Here is a 17,018-nt window from a genome sequence, read left to right as displayed (position 1 = left end):
AGGGGCGGTCTGCCCGCAGTCTCCCCGCCGAGGGCGCGCCGCGGGAGAGCCCGGGCACCCTCGGCGGGGGAAACAACCGGTGTCCCCGAAGGGCAGCCCGCCCGCACCTCGCGTGAGAAGTCGGCCGGGCCGACTTCCCGTGCGCCCCTCCGCCGCCACAGTTCAGTCGAACCGGATGTGCCGGACCCCTGTCCAGGCCCGGCGGACGCGCCCCCGGAGAACGCCCTCGGTGTTCGGAGCGAGCGTCAGCCCCGAAGCGGCGGCGATGCGGTCGGCCACCTGGGCGACCGTCAGCCGGTCGGTCCACACGTGCTGGGCGAACTCCTCCTCGCGCAAACGCTCCAGGCACAGGTCCAGCTTCGACACGGCGAAACTCTCCCGGCGCAGCGGGGCGTCCTTCCCGGCGACGAACTGCACCACGTGCCCGAAGCCGCGCTCGCGCAGCCGTCTCAGCACCGTGGCGCGCTCGGCCAGCAAGGTGAAGTGGCGGACGTCATGGCCGCGTTCCCGCAACCGGCCGACGGTCTCCCGGAAGTACACCGGCTCCACGACCGTCATCGGTGCGATCACCACACCGTCGTGATCGGTGAGGACTCGGTCCAGCACGTCGACGACACCTTGCCGCCAGGCGGGAAGATCCTGGAAGTCCCCGCGCATCGACGGCGGCATCATCCGGTGCAGGCCGAAACCCACGTGCTCGGGGTCGCAGACGACACTGCCGGGAAGGCGCCACCGGATCTCGTGCGCGGTCTGAGTCTTGCCGGCGCCGAACGGGCCGTTGATCCACAGGAGCATGCGGAGACCCTAGCTCCGCCCGGGAGCGCTCCGCCCGGGAGAGCCGGCCCATGGTCAGTAGCTGTAGTGGGGCCAATGCGGATCGTCCCAGCGGTCGGGCCCGGTGAGGCCGATCAGTCTCAGACGGTGAAGCAGGTCCTCCGGTGCGTTGTGCGCCCTCAGCCGGGCGGGGGCGTGCCGGGTGAGCCAGGCGGTGAGCACGGCCACCATGGCGTCCTTGTCGTGCCAGGTGCTCCAGGGGAGCTGGTCGACGAGCAGGTCGTAGTCCCACGCGTCGACGGCCTCCGCGAGGTTCCGGTCGGCCGTCGGATGCTCCAGCGCCTCCCAGACGTCGAGCCAGGGGCTCAGTTCGCCGGACGCCTCGACGCACAGGACGAGGGTCCCGCGCGCGTACGCGAGGGGGTCGGGAGTGACGAGGCTGTGGGCCCAGAACGCGTGCAGGAACTCCCGCACTGCCGCGGCCTGCTCCCGGGGCCACTCCTGCCAGCGCCCGCGGGCCAGCGAGAGACCGATCTCGTCCTGGTACCGGGACGACTCGGACCGGCTGTCGACGACGGCGCGCGCGAGCTGAGGCAGGACACGGCGGAGCACCGAGCCGTGGTCGCTCCAGTCGGGGGCCTGCCAGGTCCGCCGGAGGAGGTCGGGATCGAGTCGCACGCCCGGCACCTTGAGGAGGGCGAGCTCTTCGGCACTGCCCCAATGGCACTCGCAGTTGTGCTCCTCCGGGCGCGCGGTCGCCCCGCGGAGGACGAGAGCGAGGCCCTCCAGGGCCGCGTCGAGGCGCAGCTCCGCACGTCGGACGTACACGTCGGTCATCGGCGTTCACCTTCAGGACTCCGCCGACCTGCCCATGGCGAAGATCACTACGTTACCGGTCCGCCGGTCGGCCTGACCAGCCCAGGAATGCCTCCTCCCACCCCGCTTCCGATCCGGGCCGGTTGCCCACCGCGCTCCGGTGGTACCGGGCGGCCTTCCCCGGCCCGGCAGTGGTCGATGAACGGCGGGCGGTCCACCCGCTCGAAGCGGCGCAGCAGGAAATCGGTGAACGCGGCGGCGGTCTCGAACAGGCGAAGCGCTCGCGTCGCTCACCTGCCGCGGTCCGGGCCGCAGATCGGCGCGGGGCGGTCATCGGGTGACATCGGCCGTCCTTCGTCCCGAACCGGACCTCGGGCAGGTCGAGCACGACGCGGATCTCCTCCTCCGGATCCGCCCAAAACTGGAGGTCTCGCGGATCTTCCTCCCGAGGTTCCAGCGCTCGGTGGCCGGATGCGAGAGACAGAAGTGCCCGTTGATCTGCGTCGGGGCGTAGGCGTCGACGACTGCCTCGCAGTCCTCGGGGAACCCGGTGCCGATCTCGGCCTCCGACCCGGCCCGGCCACCCGCCGGCTGAAGGCCCAGGTGCGTCTGACGGCCTTGGCAAGAGCATTGAGAAGTCTGCTGCGCAGGAAGTCGGCGGGGTCGACTTCCCGCGCAGGCCTCCGCCGCCCGGCGGGTCCGGCCGGGCGGCGTGGGCGGGGTGGGGCTTCAGGCCACGGGTTGGCGGTCCTCGTTGCGGTCCCGGTCGGGGGCAGGCGCGGGGTCGGGGTCGGGGATCGCGATGAGGTCCGGGCGGTGGGGCATCCGCAGGACCGCGACCGCGCCGAGGCCCACGACGGCGATGGCGAGGAGCAGGAGGAGAGGAAGGACGAGGTCGATCAGGAGTCGCACGGGGCCTCGGCCTTGTCGTAGTGGCGGAGGATCGCGAGGAGGTTGAGGACGGTGCTGGCCGGAGCGGCGCCGGAGCGGACCAGGACGCGGCCGTCGACCACCCGGTCCGTGGCCAGGGCGGGCCAGATCAGACCGAACTTGCGGCCGCGGGAGTGGAGTTCGTCGAGCAACGAGGCGACCTCGGGCTCGGTGTAGGTCCGCATGATCGCGTCGGCCGGCCCGGTCGGGCGGCGGTGGTCGGCGGTCACGCGGCGGCGTCCAGCTCGAACCAGCAGGACTTCCCGGACTTCCGGGGCTCCATACCGAAGCGGTCGGTGAGGGAGCGGACGAGGCGCAGGCCCCGGCCGGAGACCCCGAGCAGGTCGGAGCCGTCGTGCTGGATCGGGACGATGGGGCTCCCGTCGCTGACGGAGACCCGGAGGACGTGGTCGAGCACCGCGATGACGACGAGCGGCGCCGCACTGCCGCCGTGGCGCCAGGCATTGACGAACAGTTCGAGGAGCGCGAGTTCGGCATCGGCGACCAGGTCGGGCTTCCACCCGGCGCGCGCCGTGGCCTCGCGCAACTCCTCGCGCGCGGCCGACCAGTCAGGGGGGATTTCGTGGGGGAACACGATGAAACCTCCGCGGGGCTTCAGATATGACCATCAATCGATCAAACGCGCGATCGAAGCGATGGAATGACGGAAAAACGCAGCCGCATCACAGCCGTGGTCACGCAGAGCATGCGGCCAGCTACACTCAGCATGACGCGAGGGCCATCACACATGCAAGCTGGCTCAACTAATCTGCAAAATCTCATATCGAACCCGAATTCGGTGCCACTCTCTGCCAGTTGTCGGTAGCGCCTGTGCAATCAGCAAGGGCAGACTGGTCCACCGAGAGATCAGGAGGGGCATCGCATGGCGGTATCAACCGTTCGCCGTCGTCGGCTGGGCGAGGAGCTGCGAAGGCTCCGTGAGCAAGCGATGATCTCCGCGGACGCGGCGGCCGATGCCACCGGCATGAGCCTGGCCAAACTGAACCGGATCGAGAACGCCCGCACGGCGGCCAAGATCGAGGATGTCAACAAGCTCCTCGACCACTACGGTTGCGACGACGAAGACTTCCGTGCCGGCTTGATCGCCATCACGAAGGACGGCAGCAAGCGCGGCTGGTGGCTGAGCTACCGCGACGTGATCAACGTGTCCGCCACGGATCTGATCATGCTCGAAACCGAGGCTTCGACCTTCAAGACCTACGAACCCGCCTTCATTCCGGGGCTCTTCCAAACGGCCGAATACGCTCGACTGGTCATCGGCCGACTCCGGACCACGAAGACCGGCACAGTCGACGACCTGGTGCAGGTCCGCATGGCACGCCAGTCCATCCTGACCCGCCCGAATCCCGTCGAGGTCTGGGCTGTCATCCATGAAACCGCACTCCGAACCATCGCGAATCGCCCCGACATCATGGGCCCGCAACTCGACAAGCTGCTGACGTTGAGCCGGTTGGCGAACGTGAACATTCAGGTGATGCCGGCAGGTGCGGCGATCCACCCGGGCATGAGCGGCTCGTTCGCATTGCTCGGATTCCCTCAGCGGAAGGACCTCGACGTCGTCTTCGTCGAAGGCATGCTCGCCGGATTCTGGATCGAGGACCCGACCGACGTCGAGCTGTACCGGGCGAAGTTCCAGGAGATCACGGCAGAAGCCCTGTCCGTCGACTCCTCGCTCGAGTTCATCACCGCACAGAGAGAACTGATCAAGTGACCCACTATCCCGACGCCGAGGCGACCGGCTTCGCCTTCCGGAAGTCGAGTTACAGCGGCGGCAACGAGAACTGTGTCGAATACGCACTCCTCCCCGGGGCCGTAGTAGTCCGAGACAGCAAGGACCCTTCCGGCCCCGCCCTGGCCTTCGACCGCGCGGCCCACACCGCCTTCCTCGCCGGCCTCGCCACCGGGAAGTTCGACTTCGGGCTGCTCTGATCACCGAAGAGAGAGACAAGCTCACATGCCCATATCCCTGAACCACACCATCGTTCCGGCCGTCGACAACGAGGCGTCAGCACGATTCTTCGCCTCCGTCATGGGCCTCGACTACCAGGGCGCCGACCGGCACTTCGCGCCGGTGCGGGTCAACGACTCCCTCACCCTGGACTTCATGACCGTCGAGAACCCGGCCGGCCATCACCTGGCCTTCGACGTGGACCCGTCCTCCTTCGACGGGATCCTCGCCCGGCTCCGCGAGGCCGGCGTGCCCTACGGCAACGACCCCCGCGAGCCCGGCAATGGTCGGATCGACCACCCGTTGTGCCCTCGCGGCCTGTACTTCACGGATGACGCCGGGAACCTCTACGAGGTCATGTCCCCTCAGTAGGGCCCCGCTCCACGCGGTGATTCGCCCGGCCGGGCGCCCGGCCGGGCGAATCACCGCCTCCCCTCAGATCAGGCCGCGCCGCATCGCGTACCCGACGGCGTGGGCCCGGTTGCGCAGGCCCAGGCGGGTGATGATCTCGTGCAGCACGTTCTTCACCGTCCGCTCGGAGTACGAGGTCTTGGCGGCGATCTCGCTGGTGTCGAAGCCCTCCGCCACCAGCTTCAGCATCTCCGCCTCCCGCGCGGTTAAGGTCGAGAGGGTCAGGCCCCGCCCGTCCAGCATGGTGCGCTGGAGGATCCCGATCCGGTCGAGCAGCTCTCCCAGCAGGTCGCCGGGCATCACGCCTTCGCCGTTGGCGAGGGCCGTGATCAGGTGCACCAGCCGGTCCTGGTCGGCCTCGGAGCGGCGCAGCACGGCGGCGACCCCGTTCTCCACGATGGTCTGCAGCCCGCCGGCCTCGAAGTGCCCCACCACCAGGCCTATCCGGCCGGTGGTGGCGAGCCGCAGCCGCCGCAGGTGCTCGGTCACCGTCTCCGTCAACGAGTCCACCACCAGCAGGGAGACCTCGGCCTGCCCGGCCTCGCTCTCGCTCAGCAGCTCCACCTCGGGCCGCTGGCGCAGCTGTTGGACCACGCCGGTCTGCAGGATGAGGTCCTCCGCGTAGACCGCCACCCGCACCTGGCTCGGCCTGCCGCGCAGTTGGGCGGGTACGCGCGGGACGGTGGCGCCGGCGGGCTTCGATGCCACCGTGGTCCGGCGGGCTGTGACGACTTCCTCACGGGTTGTATCGGTCGACGTCATCGAACTGCTCCATTCTGCAAGTGCCTGCGAGGGTGACGGCCGGGCACCGCGAGGCGGTGACGGCCGGGGGCTTGGGTGCGGGTCACGCGGAGCCGGGCCGGGCCCGCGACGGGACCGGGCGGGGTCTCCGGTCGGTCCGTACGGGCAAGGGGTGTGGCCCCCAGCTTGCCCGTACGGCCCTCTTCTCCGGAGCGGTACGGCCCTACCGTCACGCTATGACCACATCCGCCGAACTCGGCCTGCCAGCATTGACGGTGGCCCCCGGTGGCGTGGCCACCACGACCCTGACGGTACGCAACGATCTTGACATCGTTGAGGCTTACACGTTCGAGGTGGTCGGCGACTGCGCCGGCTGGACGAAGGTGGAGCCGGCCCGGGTGTCGCTGTACCCGGGGACCTCCGAGACGGTGACGGTCCGGCTGGCTCCGCCGCGCTCCCCCGCCACCCGGGCCGGCGAGTTCCCGCTCGGCATCCGGGTGCTGCCGGTCGAGCGCCCCGACCTGGTGACGGTGCCGGAGGCCACGGTCACCGTGACGCCGTTCCAGGAGCTGCAGGCCGCGCTGGCCCCGCGCCGTCGCCGCGGCTGGCTGCGCGGGCGCTACCGGGCCTCGGTGCGCAACCTCGGCAACGCTCCCACCGGTGTGACGTTCACTCCGGGACAGGCCGGTGAGGACCTGCGGTTCCGGGTCACGCCGGAGAAGCTGCGGCTGGAGCCCGGCGAGTCCGGGGAGGTGCGGGTGCAGGCGCGCACCCGCAAGCTGATCTGGTTCGGCAAGCAGGCGACCTGGCCGTTCGAGGTGACGGTGGGCCCGGAGGAGCGGGCGGACGGCAAGGACGACAAGGGAGGGAAGGACGCGAAGGACGGCAAGGACGGGGCCAAGGCGCCGGAAGCCGCACCGGAGACCGCGCCGGCGCCCGTCCAGAAGCCGGTCCTGGACGGCGAGTTCCTCCAGTTGCCGATCTTCCCGAAGTGGCTGCTCGCGCTCCTGGCGGCGCTGATCGCGCTGCTGCTGGCCTGGTTCGCCCTGGTCCGCCCGGCGGTGCGCAGCTCCGCGAAGCAGGCGGCCGAGAAGGCCGTCGCCCAGCAGAACGCCACTCCGGCCCCGCCCGCCGGCGTCCCGGCCGGTGACACCCCGGGCAGCCCCGCCAACGGGAGCACCCCGGGCGGCCAGACCAAGCCGGGCGCCGGAAAGCCGACCACCGGCCCCGGCAGCCAGGGCGGTCCGGGTCCGGGCGGCCTGGCGGTGCCGGGGACCGGCCAGCAGAGCTCCGCCACGATCGACGTCGTGACCGAGAACGGCGCGGCCACGACCGGCAGTTACCAGGTGCCGCACGGCAAGGTCTTCGACATCACCGACCTCGTGGTCGCCAACTTCCAGGGCGACCAGGGACTGGTGACCATCACGGCCGGCAACAAGACCATCACCACGATCGCCTTGGAGACCTTCCGCAACCAGGACTACCACTGGGTGACTCCCCTCCAGGTCCCCGAGGACCAGGCCGTGACCGCGAGCGTGACCTGCGAGGTGCCGGGCACCCCGGCCTCGGGCAAGCAGGCACCCACGTGCCACGAACTCCTCAACGTCAGCGGGACCCTGAGCGACATCCGGCAAGGAAACTGAACGTTTCCGGTCCGTTCGTCTCCGAGTTCCCGCTCCCCCCGCATCTCCCCTCACATCCCGTGACCATGTCAATACCCGACGGACACTGTTGCATCGTGCACCCGTCCGAACCAAACCGACCCGCCGGTAACCGGCTCTGATCTGTCCCTTGAGGGCAACCGGCCTGGCCCCTGAGGGCAACCGGGCCTCCCCTACGGGCGGTTCGGGGTGCCCCGGCCCGGGAAAAGCCGAACGCCGGTCCCCGCCCAACCAGGGCGGGGACCGGCGTTCGGTGTTGATCGCGGGTGGCGGCTGCCGGATCAGAACCAGTGCAGGCAGTGCGGCGCGCGCTCGGCGCGGAACAGGGCGTCGGCGAGGACGGCCGCGCCGGGGCGGTGGGCCCGGATGTGCCCGGCCCGGACGAGGGCGCTCGGGGCGGTGCCACCGAGGTAGACCGCGCCCAGGTCGCGGACGTCCAGGGACAGATCGGGCTCCCGGTCCGTCGGGACGCACTCGGCCTTCCCGTTCCGGACGGTCAGCAGGTACCGGTGGTGCTCGCCGAGGAACGGGTCGTCGACGTCCAGGACCAGCTCTCCGTCGGTGAACCAGCCGCGCGCGGTCAGCGCGCGCGGGACGTCCAGCAGCCGCACCCAGAGCCAGTCGGTCTCGCCGCCCGGCTGGACGGCGCGGAAGTCCGCGAGCTGCCAGCGCAGCGGGTGCTCCGGCGGGCAGTGCCGGAACACGACCTGGGAGACCAGGTCGTGGCCGAGCACGAACCGGGCCAGGTCGGTGTGGGCGGCGTCGTCGACGGCGATGGTCTCGTCCACCGTCAGGGTGTCGTCGCCGAGCGAGTAGCTGGCGTACCCGTCCGGGGTGCCGTCGGCGTCCCGGTGGACGGCGACGTAGCGCGGCGTCGGGGCGATCGGGACCTGCCCCGCGCCCAGCTCCCACCAGCGGCGCGGCCGGGACAGCGCACCGGGCTGACGGCGGCGGTAACGGTCGTAGACCTCCTCCACGATCTGCCCGCAGTCGGCCCGCCGCAGCAGTTCGACCGAGCCGGCCGCCGGGGCCTCGGCCGCCCGCCGCGCCCGGGGTGCAGCGAAGGCGGCCTGCCCGCTCGGCACCGTCAGCCGCTGGGTGTACGTCGCCGGACCGTAGCCGAACCTGCCGTAGATCCCGGCCTCGGAGGCCAGCAGGACGGAGAGGAACTCCCCTCGCGCCCGCACGTCGTCGAGCTGACGGCGCATCAGCGCGGTGAGCACGCCCCGGCGCCGGTGGGTGGGCAGGACTCCGACGGACGTCACCCCGGCGGTCGGGACGACCACCTCCCCGGGCAGGGTCAGCTCGAAGGAGCACGCCCCGGCGGTGCCGACCGGCCGCCCGTCCGCCGTCACGGCGAGCAGGTTGCGGTCCATCTCGGTCGCCGCCCACCAGACCCCGCCGCCGTCCGCGTTCGGGGTTTCCGGGAACCGCCCGAACGCGGCGTGAAGCGTGTCGACGAAGACGTCGAGGTCCTGGTCGGTCGTGGAACGGATCTCCATGCGGTGCTGCTGCCTCCCCGTACTGCCGGCGCCACCGCGTGCGGCGCCCCCCGAAGTGCAGCGCGACCGCGCGGCCCGGTCAACCGAATTACCGGCGGTCGGGGCGGCGTCGGGACGTCGGCGGCGGGCGGTGGCAGCGAGTGGCGGGGAAACGCTGCACAAAGGCTGCGGGTGGTGCCGGGAAATCGAAACGCTGCACAGTGCCGGGGTGACCACGCACGCCTGCCCGTCCCCGCCCCTCTCCCCAGCCGTCCCCGCCGTCCCTGTCGTCCCGGCCGTCCCCGTCGTCCCGGCTCCGGCCGCGGAGCTGGAGCGCCTGGTCGCCGCGGTGGCCCGGGGCGACCAGGCGGCGTACGCACGGCTGTACCGGGCCGTGGCCGCACCGGTGTACGGGACGGCGCTGCGGACGCTGCGCAGCCCCTCGCAGGCCGAGGAGGTCGCGCAGGAGGTGCTGCTGGAGGTCTGGCGCGCCGCCGCCGGCTACCGGCCGGCCCGCGGCACGGTGCTGGCCTGGGTGCTCACCATCGCCCACCGCCGCGCCGTCGACCGGGTCCGGGCGGCGCAGGCCGCCGCCGACCGCGAACTGCGGGCGGCCCTGCGCGAGCAGCCGGTCCGCGAGCCTGGCGCCGAACCGGTCGCCGAGCAGGTCGAGCGGGTCTTCGACGCGCACCGGGTGCGGTCCGCGCTCGCCCGGCTGAGCGGCGTCCAGCGGGAGTCGCTGGTCCTGGCGTACTACGGCGGGTACTCGCAGCGCGAGATCGCCCGGGTCCTGGGGGTGCCGCTGGGCACGGTGAAGACCCGCATGCGGGACGGGCTGCTGCGGCTGCGGACGGCCTTCGACGGCTCCTGACGCCCGGGCCCGACAGGGGATCATGGCAGTGGCGCAGGACGCCCGGGACGCCCAGGGCATCCGGGACGCCCGGAACATCCGGAACATCCGCGAGAGGAGAACGATGGGTACCGACCAGGCGGGCCTGCCGACCGGCGGCGTGGCCCGGCTCCTCGGGGTGTCCCCCACCACGATCCGCTCCTGGGAGCGCCGCTACGGCATCGGCCCCTCGCTGCGCGACCCCGGCCACCACCGCCGCTGGAGCCCCGAGGACATCGCGCTGCTCGAAGCGATGTGCCGCCTGGCGGCCCGCGGTGTGCGCCCGGCCGAAGCGGCCCGGGCGGCGCTGGCCTCCCACCACGCGGCCGCGGCCGCTTCCGAGGCCGGGGCTCCGTCCGCCGTCGCACCGGTGCCCGGGCAGGCCGCGCGGCCCGGGCCGGAGGCCGGTCGCGGCCCGGCCGGCGGCCGTGCGCTGCGGATGGGAGCGGTCCGCGCCGAGTGCCGGGGCCTGGCCCGGGCCGCCGTCCGTCTGGACTCCCCGGAGGTCGCCCGGATCCTGCGGGAGGTGGTGGATTCGCTCGGGGTCGTCGACGCCTGGACCGAGGTGATGATGCCCGCGCTGCGCGCTACCGGACGCAAGTGGGCCTCCTCCGGCGAGCAGTACGTCGAGGTCGAGCACCTGCTCTCCTGGCATGTGTCCACCGTCCTGCGTGCTGCCGCCGTACGGCCCGCCAGGCCGCGGCCCGCGCCGCCCGTCCTGCTGGCCGCGATGCCCGACGAGCAGCACAGCCTGGCGCTGGAGGCGGCCGCGGCGGGCCTGGGCGAGCGTGCGCTGCCGTTCCGGATGCTGGGTGCGGCCGTCCCGCCCAGGGCGCTGCTGGACGCGGTGCACCGGATCGGCCCCGGCGCCGTGATGCTCTGGTCGCAGCTCCCGCCCACCGCCGACCACGAGCTGGTCCGGCGGGTGGCCGACTCCACGTGGGGCGCACGCGGCTCCCGCGGCCGGGCCCTGGTGCTGGCCACCGGCCCCGGCTGGGGCCGCTCCGGCGCCCCGGGCGGCACCGCGGGCCCGCAGAGCCTGGCGAGCGCCCTCGACCTCCTGGAGCGGACCGTCACCGGGTGATCCGCGCGACCGTCCCCCGGCCGCCGAATGTCCCTCGACCGCCGGATGTCCCTCTGCCGCCGAATGTCACCCGTTCGGGTGACTCCGAGTGCCCTGGCCCATCCGGGGCCCGGTCGGCACCGAACCCACCGTGCCGGCGGTCGGCCGGGACGAGGACATGGACGGGTACATGGACGTGGACGTGGACAGGGGCCCGACGAGGGTGTCCGACAGGGCGGGACGGGCGCTGCGGGTCCGGCCCGCGACCCACGAGGACCAGGCCCAGGTGGTCCGGCTGATCGCGGCCGACCGGCCCGCCGTGCCCTTCCCGGCGGCGGCACCCGTCGCCTGGGACCGCCGGCCCGACCGGACGGTCCTCGTCCTCCACGACAGGGACGGCCGGCTCCAGGGCGCGATGGCCGTGCACCGCCGGACGACGGCCGGCCGACTCACCGGCGGGGTGGCCTGGCTGCACTGCCGCGAGGCCGCGGACGCGGCCGAGGTCCTCGTCCGGACCGTCCTGGCGCGGAGCGGCGGCCTGACCGCCGTCACCGCCTTCACCGACCCTTCGCCCTGGCCGCCCCACCTGCCCGGCCTGCCGCTCCACCGCCGACCGGTCACCACCCGGGCGTTCCTCGCCCACGGGTTCCGCCCGATGGACCACCGCCTCCTGCTGCACCGCCCCGCCACGTCCACCATCGACCGCACCGCACTCGGCCCGCGCACGGCCGACGCCCCGCCCCTGTGGGTGTCCCCGGAGGGCACCCTCCACCGCGACCGCGGCACCGTCGGCCCGCCCGCGCCGGCCGTGCTGTGGCGCCGCAACCTGCCCCGCGCGCTGGAGGAACTCGACCGCGCCGGCGGCCGGGACGTCCTGGCCATCGTCGATCTGCTCGCCCCCGGCGCCTGCGAACTCGCCGCCGTCCTCGCCGGGTTCGGCTTCGACGAGCTCGACCTGCTGCGCTCGCTGGTCCTGACCTGACCCGAGGGCCTGGGGCCGGGGTCCGTCGCCTTCCGGACCGCCGGGTCGCCGGGGGCGCCGAGCGTTACATTGAGGCGGAGAGGGGCGCCGGTCCGGAACGGGGTGGCTGATGCACTCGATCACCGCCTGGCTGAGCGGACTGTCCGGTCCGGTCGGGTACGCGGTGGTCGCGGGCCTCGTGCTCGTCGAGGACGCCCTCTTCTTCAGCTTCGTCGTCCCCGGCGAGACCGCGGCCGTCCTCGGCGGGTTCCTCGCCCACCAGGGCCGGCTCTCGCTCGGCTGGCTCGTCCTGTTCGTGGTCTGCGCGGCCGTCCTCGGCGACACCGCCGGCTACGAGATCGGCCGCCACATCGGCCCGAGGATCCTCGACACCCGCCCGATGCGGCGCCATGCGACCCGGGTCGACCGGGCCCAGGAGCTGATCCGCCACCGCGGGCCGGCCGCCGTCTTCTTCGGCCGCTTCGTCGCCTTCTTCCGCGCCATGGTGCCCACGCTGGCCGGCATGTCCCGCATGCCCTACCGCCGCTTCCTCCTGTACAACGCCCTCGGCGGCGTCCTCTGGGGCGTCGGGTTCACCCTGCTCGGCTACTTCGCCGGAGCCGCCTACACCCGGGTCGAGAGCACCGTCGGCCGGGTCCTCGCCCTCGCGATCGCCGCGGGCGTCGTCATCGCCCTCGCCGTCTGGTACCTGCGCCGGCACCGGCGCGGAACCCGCGCCCCGGACCGCGGCGACCGGAGCGACCGGGGCGAGTAGTCCTGCCCCCACCGCCGACTCGTGCCCTCGTCGACCGAGGAATCGACAGCCGGCGAGAGGTCCTCGCCACCGGTTCGGACCGTGACCGCACCGTGTGGCATCGCCCCCCTGCGTCCGGCAGCGCGGCATCCGGCCCGGGGTTACGGTCGGAGGGCCGACGACCGAGGGCTGACGGAACCGGCGCCGAGCCGGACCGGACCACCCGGCCCCGTACTCGCGGTCCGGAATCCGGTTCGGACCCGGACATCCGGGCAGCCGCCCGGTATCCCATCCGTCGAAGCCCAGGACCCGGAAAGGGGAACGAGCCCATGACCACACGCGACGACCACGGAACGCAGCCGGACGAGGCGACGCAGGAACGGTCCGCCGAGGAACGCACGATCACGTCCCCGACCCCGGCGGACGTCCGGGCGAAGGCCGAGGGCCGGACCGGAGCCCGGGAGCGCTCCGCCGAGGAGCGATCCATCAGTGCGCCCACCCCGGCCGACGTGCGGCGGAAGGCGAAGCCGGACGAGGAAGAGGAGCCGGAGCCGCCCGCGGCGGACACCGTGGCGCCGTGAGGCTCCGCACGATCACGCGGTGATCACCCGGTGACCCGCGAACCCCGCCCCGCCCCGCCCCGCCCCGCCCCCGCGACCGTGCGCCGGGGCGGGGCTTCGCTGTATGGGCCCGGAGCGGTGGGCGGCTGCCCCGTTCCCCCGACCGGGAAACCACCCGGGTGGGGGATCACGCCGGGCGACGCGGTTGCGTTGAGAGACGAGGAATGCACCCCGGGCGCGCGGGTAACCGAGCGCTGCCACCACCGGCCGTCACGGCCGGGGGAAACCGGGTGCCATCGCCAGAATGGGAGTTCGTCGCATGACTGTCGCCACCTCCTGGTCCACCGCCGTCACCCTGCCCGAGGGCCCGTTTCCCGACGTGGCCGTGGAGGCGCAGTTGCGGTTCGACACGGCGTCGCCGTACGCGGTGTGCCTGGCGTTCCCGCCGCTCGGCGACGACGACGCGGCGCAGTGGACCTTCGCGCGCGAGTTGCTGGACCGGGGCCGGCACGGCCCGGCCGGCCTCGGGGACGTGACCGTCGCGCCCGGGCCGGAGGACCGCGTGCTGATCACCCTGCGCTCTCCGGCCGCGCGGGCCGTCATCAGTGTTCCGGCGGCCGTCGTGACGGCGTTCCTCCTCGACTCCTTCCGCCTGGTGCCGGCCGGCGCCGAGGCCGAGCACCTGGACCTCGACGCCGCCCTCACCCGCCTGCTCTCCTGACCCGCCCCATCACCAGGGCCGCCACCGGAGCCGGGGCCGCCACCGGACCGGGCATGCCTCCCGGCGCGCGGGGTAGGCGGGCGTCACGCGACGGACCCGGCCCGCCGGTCACCTCCCCCTCGGGTCCGGGCCCGCCGCCGGAACGCGAGGAGAGGAGAGGACCATGACCAGCCCACCGTTCCCGGCCACACCCGACGGCCCCGCCCTGTACGCCGTCGCCGTGCCCGCCCTGGCCCTCGCCGCGCTGCTCATCGGCGCGTTCGCCTGGGGCAGCCACCACCTGAACCGCCGACGGCCGAAGCCGGCCCGCGACACCCCCGCGTCCCCCGCGTCCGCCGCGACCCGTGCGGGCTCCCGGCACGCTCGGCACGCTCCCGGGCCGGACGGTCCGCACGCCTGCCACCGGAAGCCCGCGGGCCGCGAGGCCGGTCGGCGCTCGCACCGGCGGGCCCACGGCGCGGCCCCGCCCGGACGCTCGTCGTGAGGGCCACGGGCCGTTACCGGCCGCCCGCCGTCACCAGCGGGCGTGGACCTGCGCCCGGATCCGCCGGTCGTACAGCTCGCGCACGGCGGCCAGGGTGGCCGACGGCAGCGGGGGCAGTCCGGCGGCGGCCGCGTTGGCCCGGGCCTGCGCCACGTTGCGGGCACCGGGGATCACCGTCGTCACCCCCGGCTGCTGGGTGACCCACCGCAGCGCCGTCTGCGCCGCGCTCGCGCCCTCGGGTGCGAGTGCGGCGAACTCCACCGCCGCCTCGACGCCCGTCGCGAAGTCCACCCCGGAGAAGGTCTCCCCCTGGTCGAAGGACTCGCCGTGGCGGTTGTAGGTGCGGTGGTCGTCCGCGCCGAAGACGGTGTGTTCGTCGTACCGGCCCGACAGCAGGCCCGAGGCCAGCGGCACCCGGGCGAGGATTCCCACGCCGGCCGCCTCGGCGGCGGGCAGCACCTGCTCCAGCGGCTTGAGCCGGAACGCGTTCAGGATGATCTGGACGCTCGCGACGTTCGGGCGGGCGATGGCCGTCAGCGCCTCGGCGCAGGTCTCCACGCTCACCCCGTAGGCGGCGATCCGGCCCTCCTCCACCAGGGTGTCCAGGGCGTCGAAGACCTCGTCCGAGGAGTAGACCGGCGTCGGCGGGCAGTGCAGCTGCACCAGGTCCAGCCGCTCGACCCCCAGGTTGTCCCGCGAACGGTCGGCCCAGGCACGGAAGTTGGCGAGGTTGTAGTGCTCGGGCCGCTGCTCGACCCGGCGGCCGAACTTGGTGGCGACGAACACCTCGGCGTCCGGGCGGTCCTTCAGGAAGCGGCCGATCAGCCGCTCGCTGCGGCCGTCGCCGTAGACGTCGGCGGTGTCGAAGAGGGTGACGCCGGCCTCCACCGAGGCCTCCAGCACGGCCAGGGCGTCCTCCTCGCGGACGTCCCCCCAGTCCGCGCCGAGCTGCCAGGTACCGAGTCCGACGATCGAGACGGGGCGGCCGGTACGGCCGAGTACACGCTGTTCCATGGAGCGAGCCTCTCACGCGACGCCCCGGCCGCACCACGCACCACTGCCGCACCACGCACCGCTGCCGCACCACGCACCGCTGCCGCACGACGCACCCCGCACCGCTGCCGGCTCACGACCCGCCGTCGAGGCGCCACCGGCGGAACACGGGCCCGCCGACCGGACCCGCGGGGCCGTTGGGACCAATCCGCGCCGCGGGCGGCTCCGAACATCCGGGGAGAAGCAGCTGAAGCGGTAGAAGCAATCAGAACACCCGACGGCACCACCTGTGAGGCCCCGCCCGTGACCGTATCGATCGCCCTGTTCACCCAGGACCTGCGGCTGCACGACAACCCCGTGCTGCACGCCGCCCGGTCCGCGGCCGACCGGGTCGTCCCGCTGTTCGTCCTGGACCCGGCCGTCGAGGACGCCGGCTTCGCCGCGCCCAACCGGCAGGCGTTCCTGGCCGACTGCCTCGCCGACCTGGACGCCTCGCTGCGCCGGATCGGCTCCCGGCTGATCGTGCGCCGCGGCGAACCCGCCGAGCAGACCGCCCGGGTCGCCGTCGAGGCCGAAGCCGAGGCCGAAGGTGCGGCCAAGGGTGATGCCGGTGGCGTTCCCGCTCCGGTCACCGTGCACATCGCCGCGGGCGTCAGCGCCTTCGCGCACCGGCGGGAGGCCCGGCTGCGCGAGGTGTTCGGCGACCGCCTGCACGTCCACGACGCCTCGGTGACGGTCGTCCCCGCGGGCCGGATCACCCCGGCCGGCCGGGACCACTACGCGGTCTTCACCCCGTACCACCGCGCCTGGCAGCAGGCGCCCCGCCGCACGGTGCTCGGCGCGCCCCGGGCGCTCGACACCCCGGGCGGCATCGGCAGCGAGAACCTGCTGCTCACCGGACCGCTCTCGCCCGCCCTGCCACCCGGGGGCGAGAGCGCGGCCAGGGAGCGGTGGCGGCGCTGGGACGTCGACGCCTACGCCCGGGTGCACGACGACCTCGCCGCCGACGCCACCTCCCGGCTCTCCCCGTACCTGCACTTCGGCTGCCTGTCCCCGACCGAACTCGTCGAACGCGCCCTGCGGCACGACGGCGAGGGGGCGCAGGCCTTCGTCCGGCAGCTCGCCTGGCGCGACTTCCACCACCAGGTCCTCGCCGCCCGCCCCGACGCCGCGCACCGGGACTACCGCACCAGGGACGACCGCTGGCACCGGGACGAGCGCGAGGCCGAGGCCTGGCGGCAGGGCCGCACCGGCTACCCGATCGTCGACGCCGGAATGCGCCAGCTCGCCGAGGAGGGCTGGATGCACAACCGGGCCCGTCTGCTGACGGCGGGCTTCCTCGCCAAGTGCCTGTACCTGGACTGGCGGATCGGCGCCGCCCACTTCCTGTCGCTGCTGGTCGACGGCGACGTGGCCGACAACCAGCTCAACTGGCAGTGGGTCGCGGGCACCGGCACCGACACCCGCCCCAACCGGGTGCTCAACCCGCTGCGCCAGGCCGACCGGTACGACCCGGACGGGACGTACGTGCGGCGCTGGGTGCCCGAACTCGCCCACCTGCCGGGGGCCGCCGTCCACCGCCCCTGGCTGCTCGACCCCGCCCCCGACTACCCGGCCCCGCTCATCGCCCCGGACGCCCTCACGGTCCGCTTCCGCGAGGCCCGGGGCCTGGACTGAGCACGGCCGGGGGGCCCCCCGGGGGGGGGGGGGGCCCGCCGCCCGCCCCCCCCCGCGGGGCCCCGGGGGGAGCCCGGGGGGGGCCGGGGTGGGCCCCCGTCAACCGGGGGTGGCCCCCCCGCGGGCAGAACGC

20 protein-coding genes are annotated in these 17,018 nt (G+C 73.7%); 12 read left to right on the top strand and 8 right to left on the bottom strand.

Translation table 11 applies throughout. From position 1 onward, the window contains the following. Positions 1 to 162: 162 nt before the first annotated feature. The 5 genes from ACGFSC_RS04915 to ACGFSC_RS04895 form a co-directional block, all read right to left on the bottom strand. Positions 163 to 795, bottom strand: a complete 633-nt coding sequence (locus tag ACGFSC_RS04915; protein ID WP_359897856.1) for an AAA family ATPase — start codon at positions 793 to 795, stop codon at positions 163 to 165. 54 nt (positions 796 to 849) lie between these two features. After that, complete coding sequence (locus tag ACGFSC_RS04910) at positions 850 to 1,611, bottom strand: hypothetical protein (RefSeq protein ID WP_359897857.1); 762 nt, start codon at positions 1,609 to 1,611, stop codon at positions 850 to 852. A 708-nt stretch (positions 1,612 to 2,319) separates the two neighbouring features. Further along, positions 2,320 to 2,502, bottom strand: a complete 183-nt coding sequence (locus ACGFSC_RS04905) for a hypothetical protein (RefSeq protein WP_359897858.1) — start codon at positions 2,500 to 2,502, stop codon at positions 2,320 to 2,322. Beyond that, positions 2,490 to 2,750, bottom strand: a complete 261-nt coding sequence (locus ACGFSC_RS04900) for a hypothetical protein (protein ID WP_359897859.1) — start codon at positions 2,748 to 2,750, stop codon at positions 2,490 to 2,492. Before ACGFSC_RS04900 ends, ACGFSC_RS04905 begins: the two co-directional genes overlap by 13 nt. Further along, a complete protein-coding gene (locus ACGFSC_RS04895) occupies positions 2,747 to 3,115 on the bottom strand; it encodes an ATP-binding protein (protein ID WP_359897860.1) in 369 nt (122 codons plus the stop codon). The genes ACGFSC_RS04900 and ACGFSC_RS04895 overlap by 4 nt, the downstream gene beginning before the upstream one ends. A gap of 288 nt (positions 3,116 to 3,403) precedes the next feature. Between ACGFSC_RS04895 and ACGFSC_RS04890 the strand changes: the two genes are divergently transcribed. The 3 genes from ACGFSC_RS04890 to ACGFSC_RS04880 are packed head-to-tail and all read left to right on the top strand — an operon-like array spanning position 3,404 to position 4,861. Next, positions 3,404 to 4,252, top strand: a complete 849-nt coding sequence (locus ACGFSC_RS04890) for a helix-turn-helix transcriptional regulator (protein WP_359897861.1) — start codon at positions 3,404 to 3,406, stop codon at positions 4,250 to 4,252. Continuing rightward, positions 4,249 to 4,470: a DUF397 domain-containing protein gene (locus ACGFSC_RS04885; RefSeq protein ID WP_359897862.1), complete on the top strand. Its 222-nt coding sequence runs from the start codon at positions 4,249 to 4,251 to the stop codon at positions 4,468 to 4,470. The genes ACGFSC_RS04890 and ACGFSC_RS04885 overlap by 4 nt, the downstream gene beginning before the upstream one ends. 25 nt (positions 4,471 to 4,495) lie before the next feature. Next, positions 4,496 to 4,861, top strand: coding sequence for a VOC family protein (locus ACGFSC_RS04880; RefSeq protein ID WP_359897863.1), 366 nt, complete (start codon positions 4,496 to 4,498; stop codon positions 4,859 to 4,861). 63 nt (positions 4,862 to 4,924) lie between these two features. On the opposite strand, the gene ACGFSC_RS04875 is transcribed toward ACGFSC_RS04880, so the two are convergent. Beyond that, a complete protein-coding gene (locus tag ACGFSC_RS04875; RefSeq protein WP_359897865.1) occupies positions 4,925 to 5,662 on the bottom strand; it encodes a LuxR C-terminal-related transcriptional regulator in 738 nt (245 codons plus the stop codon). Positions 5,663 to 5,877: 215 nt separating this feature from the next. Here ACGFSC_RS04875 and ACGFSC_RS04870 point away from each other — a divergent pair, with 215 nt between their 5' ends. Next, a complete protein-coding gene (locus ACGFSC_RS04870) occupies positions 5,878 to 7,284 on the top strand; it encodes a hydrolytic protein (protein ID WP_359897866.1) in 1,407 nt (468 codons plus the stop codon). 299 nt (positions 7,285 to 7,583) lie between these two features. On the opposite strand, the gene ACGFSC_RS04865 is transcribed toward ACGFSC_RS04870, so the two are convergent. Next, positions 7,584 to 8,804: a GNAT family N-acetyltransferase gene (locus ACGFSC_RS04865; protein WP_359897868.1), complete on the bottom strand. Its 1,221-nt coding sequence runs from the start codon at positions 8,802 to 8,804 to the stop codon at positions 7,584 to 7,586. Between the two features lie 307 nt (positions 8,805 to 9,111). On the opposite strand from ACGFSC_RS04865, the gene ACGFSC_RS04860 reads away from it, so the two are divergent. The 7 genes from ACGFSC_RS04860 (at position 9,112) to ACGFSC_RS04830 (ending at position 14,215) form a co-directional block, all read left to right on the top strand. Next, entirely contained in the window at positions 9,112 to 9,654 is a 543-nt protein-coding gene (locus ACGFSC_RS04860; RefSeq protein ID WP_380631115.1) for a sigma-70 family RNA polymerase sigma factor, read from the top strand. A 103-nt stretch (positions 9,655 to 9,757) separates the two neighbouring features. Further along, a complete protein-coding gene (locus tag ACGFSC_RS04855; protein ID WP_359897901.1) occupies positions 9,758 to 10,756 on the top strand; it encodes a MerR family transcriptional regulator in 999 nt (332 codons plus the stop codon). 88 nt (positions 10,757 to 10,844) lie between these two features. Further along, positions 10,845 to 11,717 carry a hypothetical protein gene (locus ACGFSC_RS04850; protein ID WP_359897870.1) on the top strand — a complete coding sequence of 291 codons (873 nt, stop codon included), beginning with the start codon at positions 10,845 to 10,847 and terminating at the stop codon, positions 11,715 to 11,717. Between the two features lie 109 nt (positions 11,718 to 11,826). Beyond that, positions 11,827 to 12,471 (top strand): DedA family protein, encoded by a 645-nt coding sequence (locus ACGFSC_RS04845; protein ID WP_359897872.1) that lies wholly within the window; start codon positions 11,827 to 11,829, stop codon positions 12,469 to 12,471. A 308-nt stretch (positions 12,472 to 12,779) separates the two neighbouring features. Continuing rightward, positions 12,780 to 13,031, top strand: coding sequence for a hypothetical protein (locus ACGFSC_RS04840; RefSeq protein WP_359897873.1), 252 nt, complete (start codon positions 12,780 to 12,782; stop codon positions 13,029 to 13,031). 298 nt (positions 13,032 to 13,329) lie between these two features. After that, entirely contained in the window at positions 13,330 to 13,731 is a 402-nt protein-coding gene (locus tag ACGFSC_RS04835) for an SsgA family sporulation/cell division regulator (protein ID WP_359897874.1), read from the top strand. A 163-nt stretch (positions 13,732 to 13,894) separates the two neighbouring features. Continuing rightward, entirely contained in the window at positions 13,895 to 14,215 is a 321-nt protein-coding gene (locus tag ACGFSC_RS04830; protein ID WP_359897875.1) for a hypothetical protein, read from the top strand. A gap of 30 nt (positions 14,216 to 14,245) precedes the next feature. On the opposite strand, the gene ACGFSC_RS04825 is transcribed toward ACGFSC_RS04830, so the two are convergent. Further along, on the bottom strand, positions 14,246 to 15,229 hold the full coding sequence (locus tag ACGFSC_RS04825; protein WP_359897876.1) for an aldo/keto reductase: 984 nt from the start codon (positions 15,227 to 15,229) through the stop codon (positions 14,246 to 14,248). Positions 15,230 to 15,511: 282 nt separating this feature from the next. On the opposite strand from ACGFSC_RS04825, the gene ACGFSC_RS04820 reads away from it, so the two are divergent. Next, complete coding sequence (locus ACGFSC_RS04820) at positions 15,512 to 16,885, top strand: deoxyribodipyrimidine photo-lyase (RefSeq protein ID WP_359897877.1); 1,374 nt, start codon at positions 15,512 to 15,514, stop codon at positions 16,883 to 16,885. Positions 16,886 to 17,018 lie beyond the last annotated feature (133 nt).

This window comes from Kitasatospora sp. NPDC048715, from assembly GCF_043198905.1.
Lineage (GTDB): Bacteria > Actinomycetota > Actinomycetes > Streptomycetales > Streptomycetaceae > Kitasatospora > Kitasatospora lactacystinica.
The sequence above is the reverse complement of the archived record's forward strand: the minus strand, read 5'-3'. Positions and strand labels throughout refer to the sequence as shown.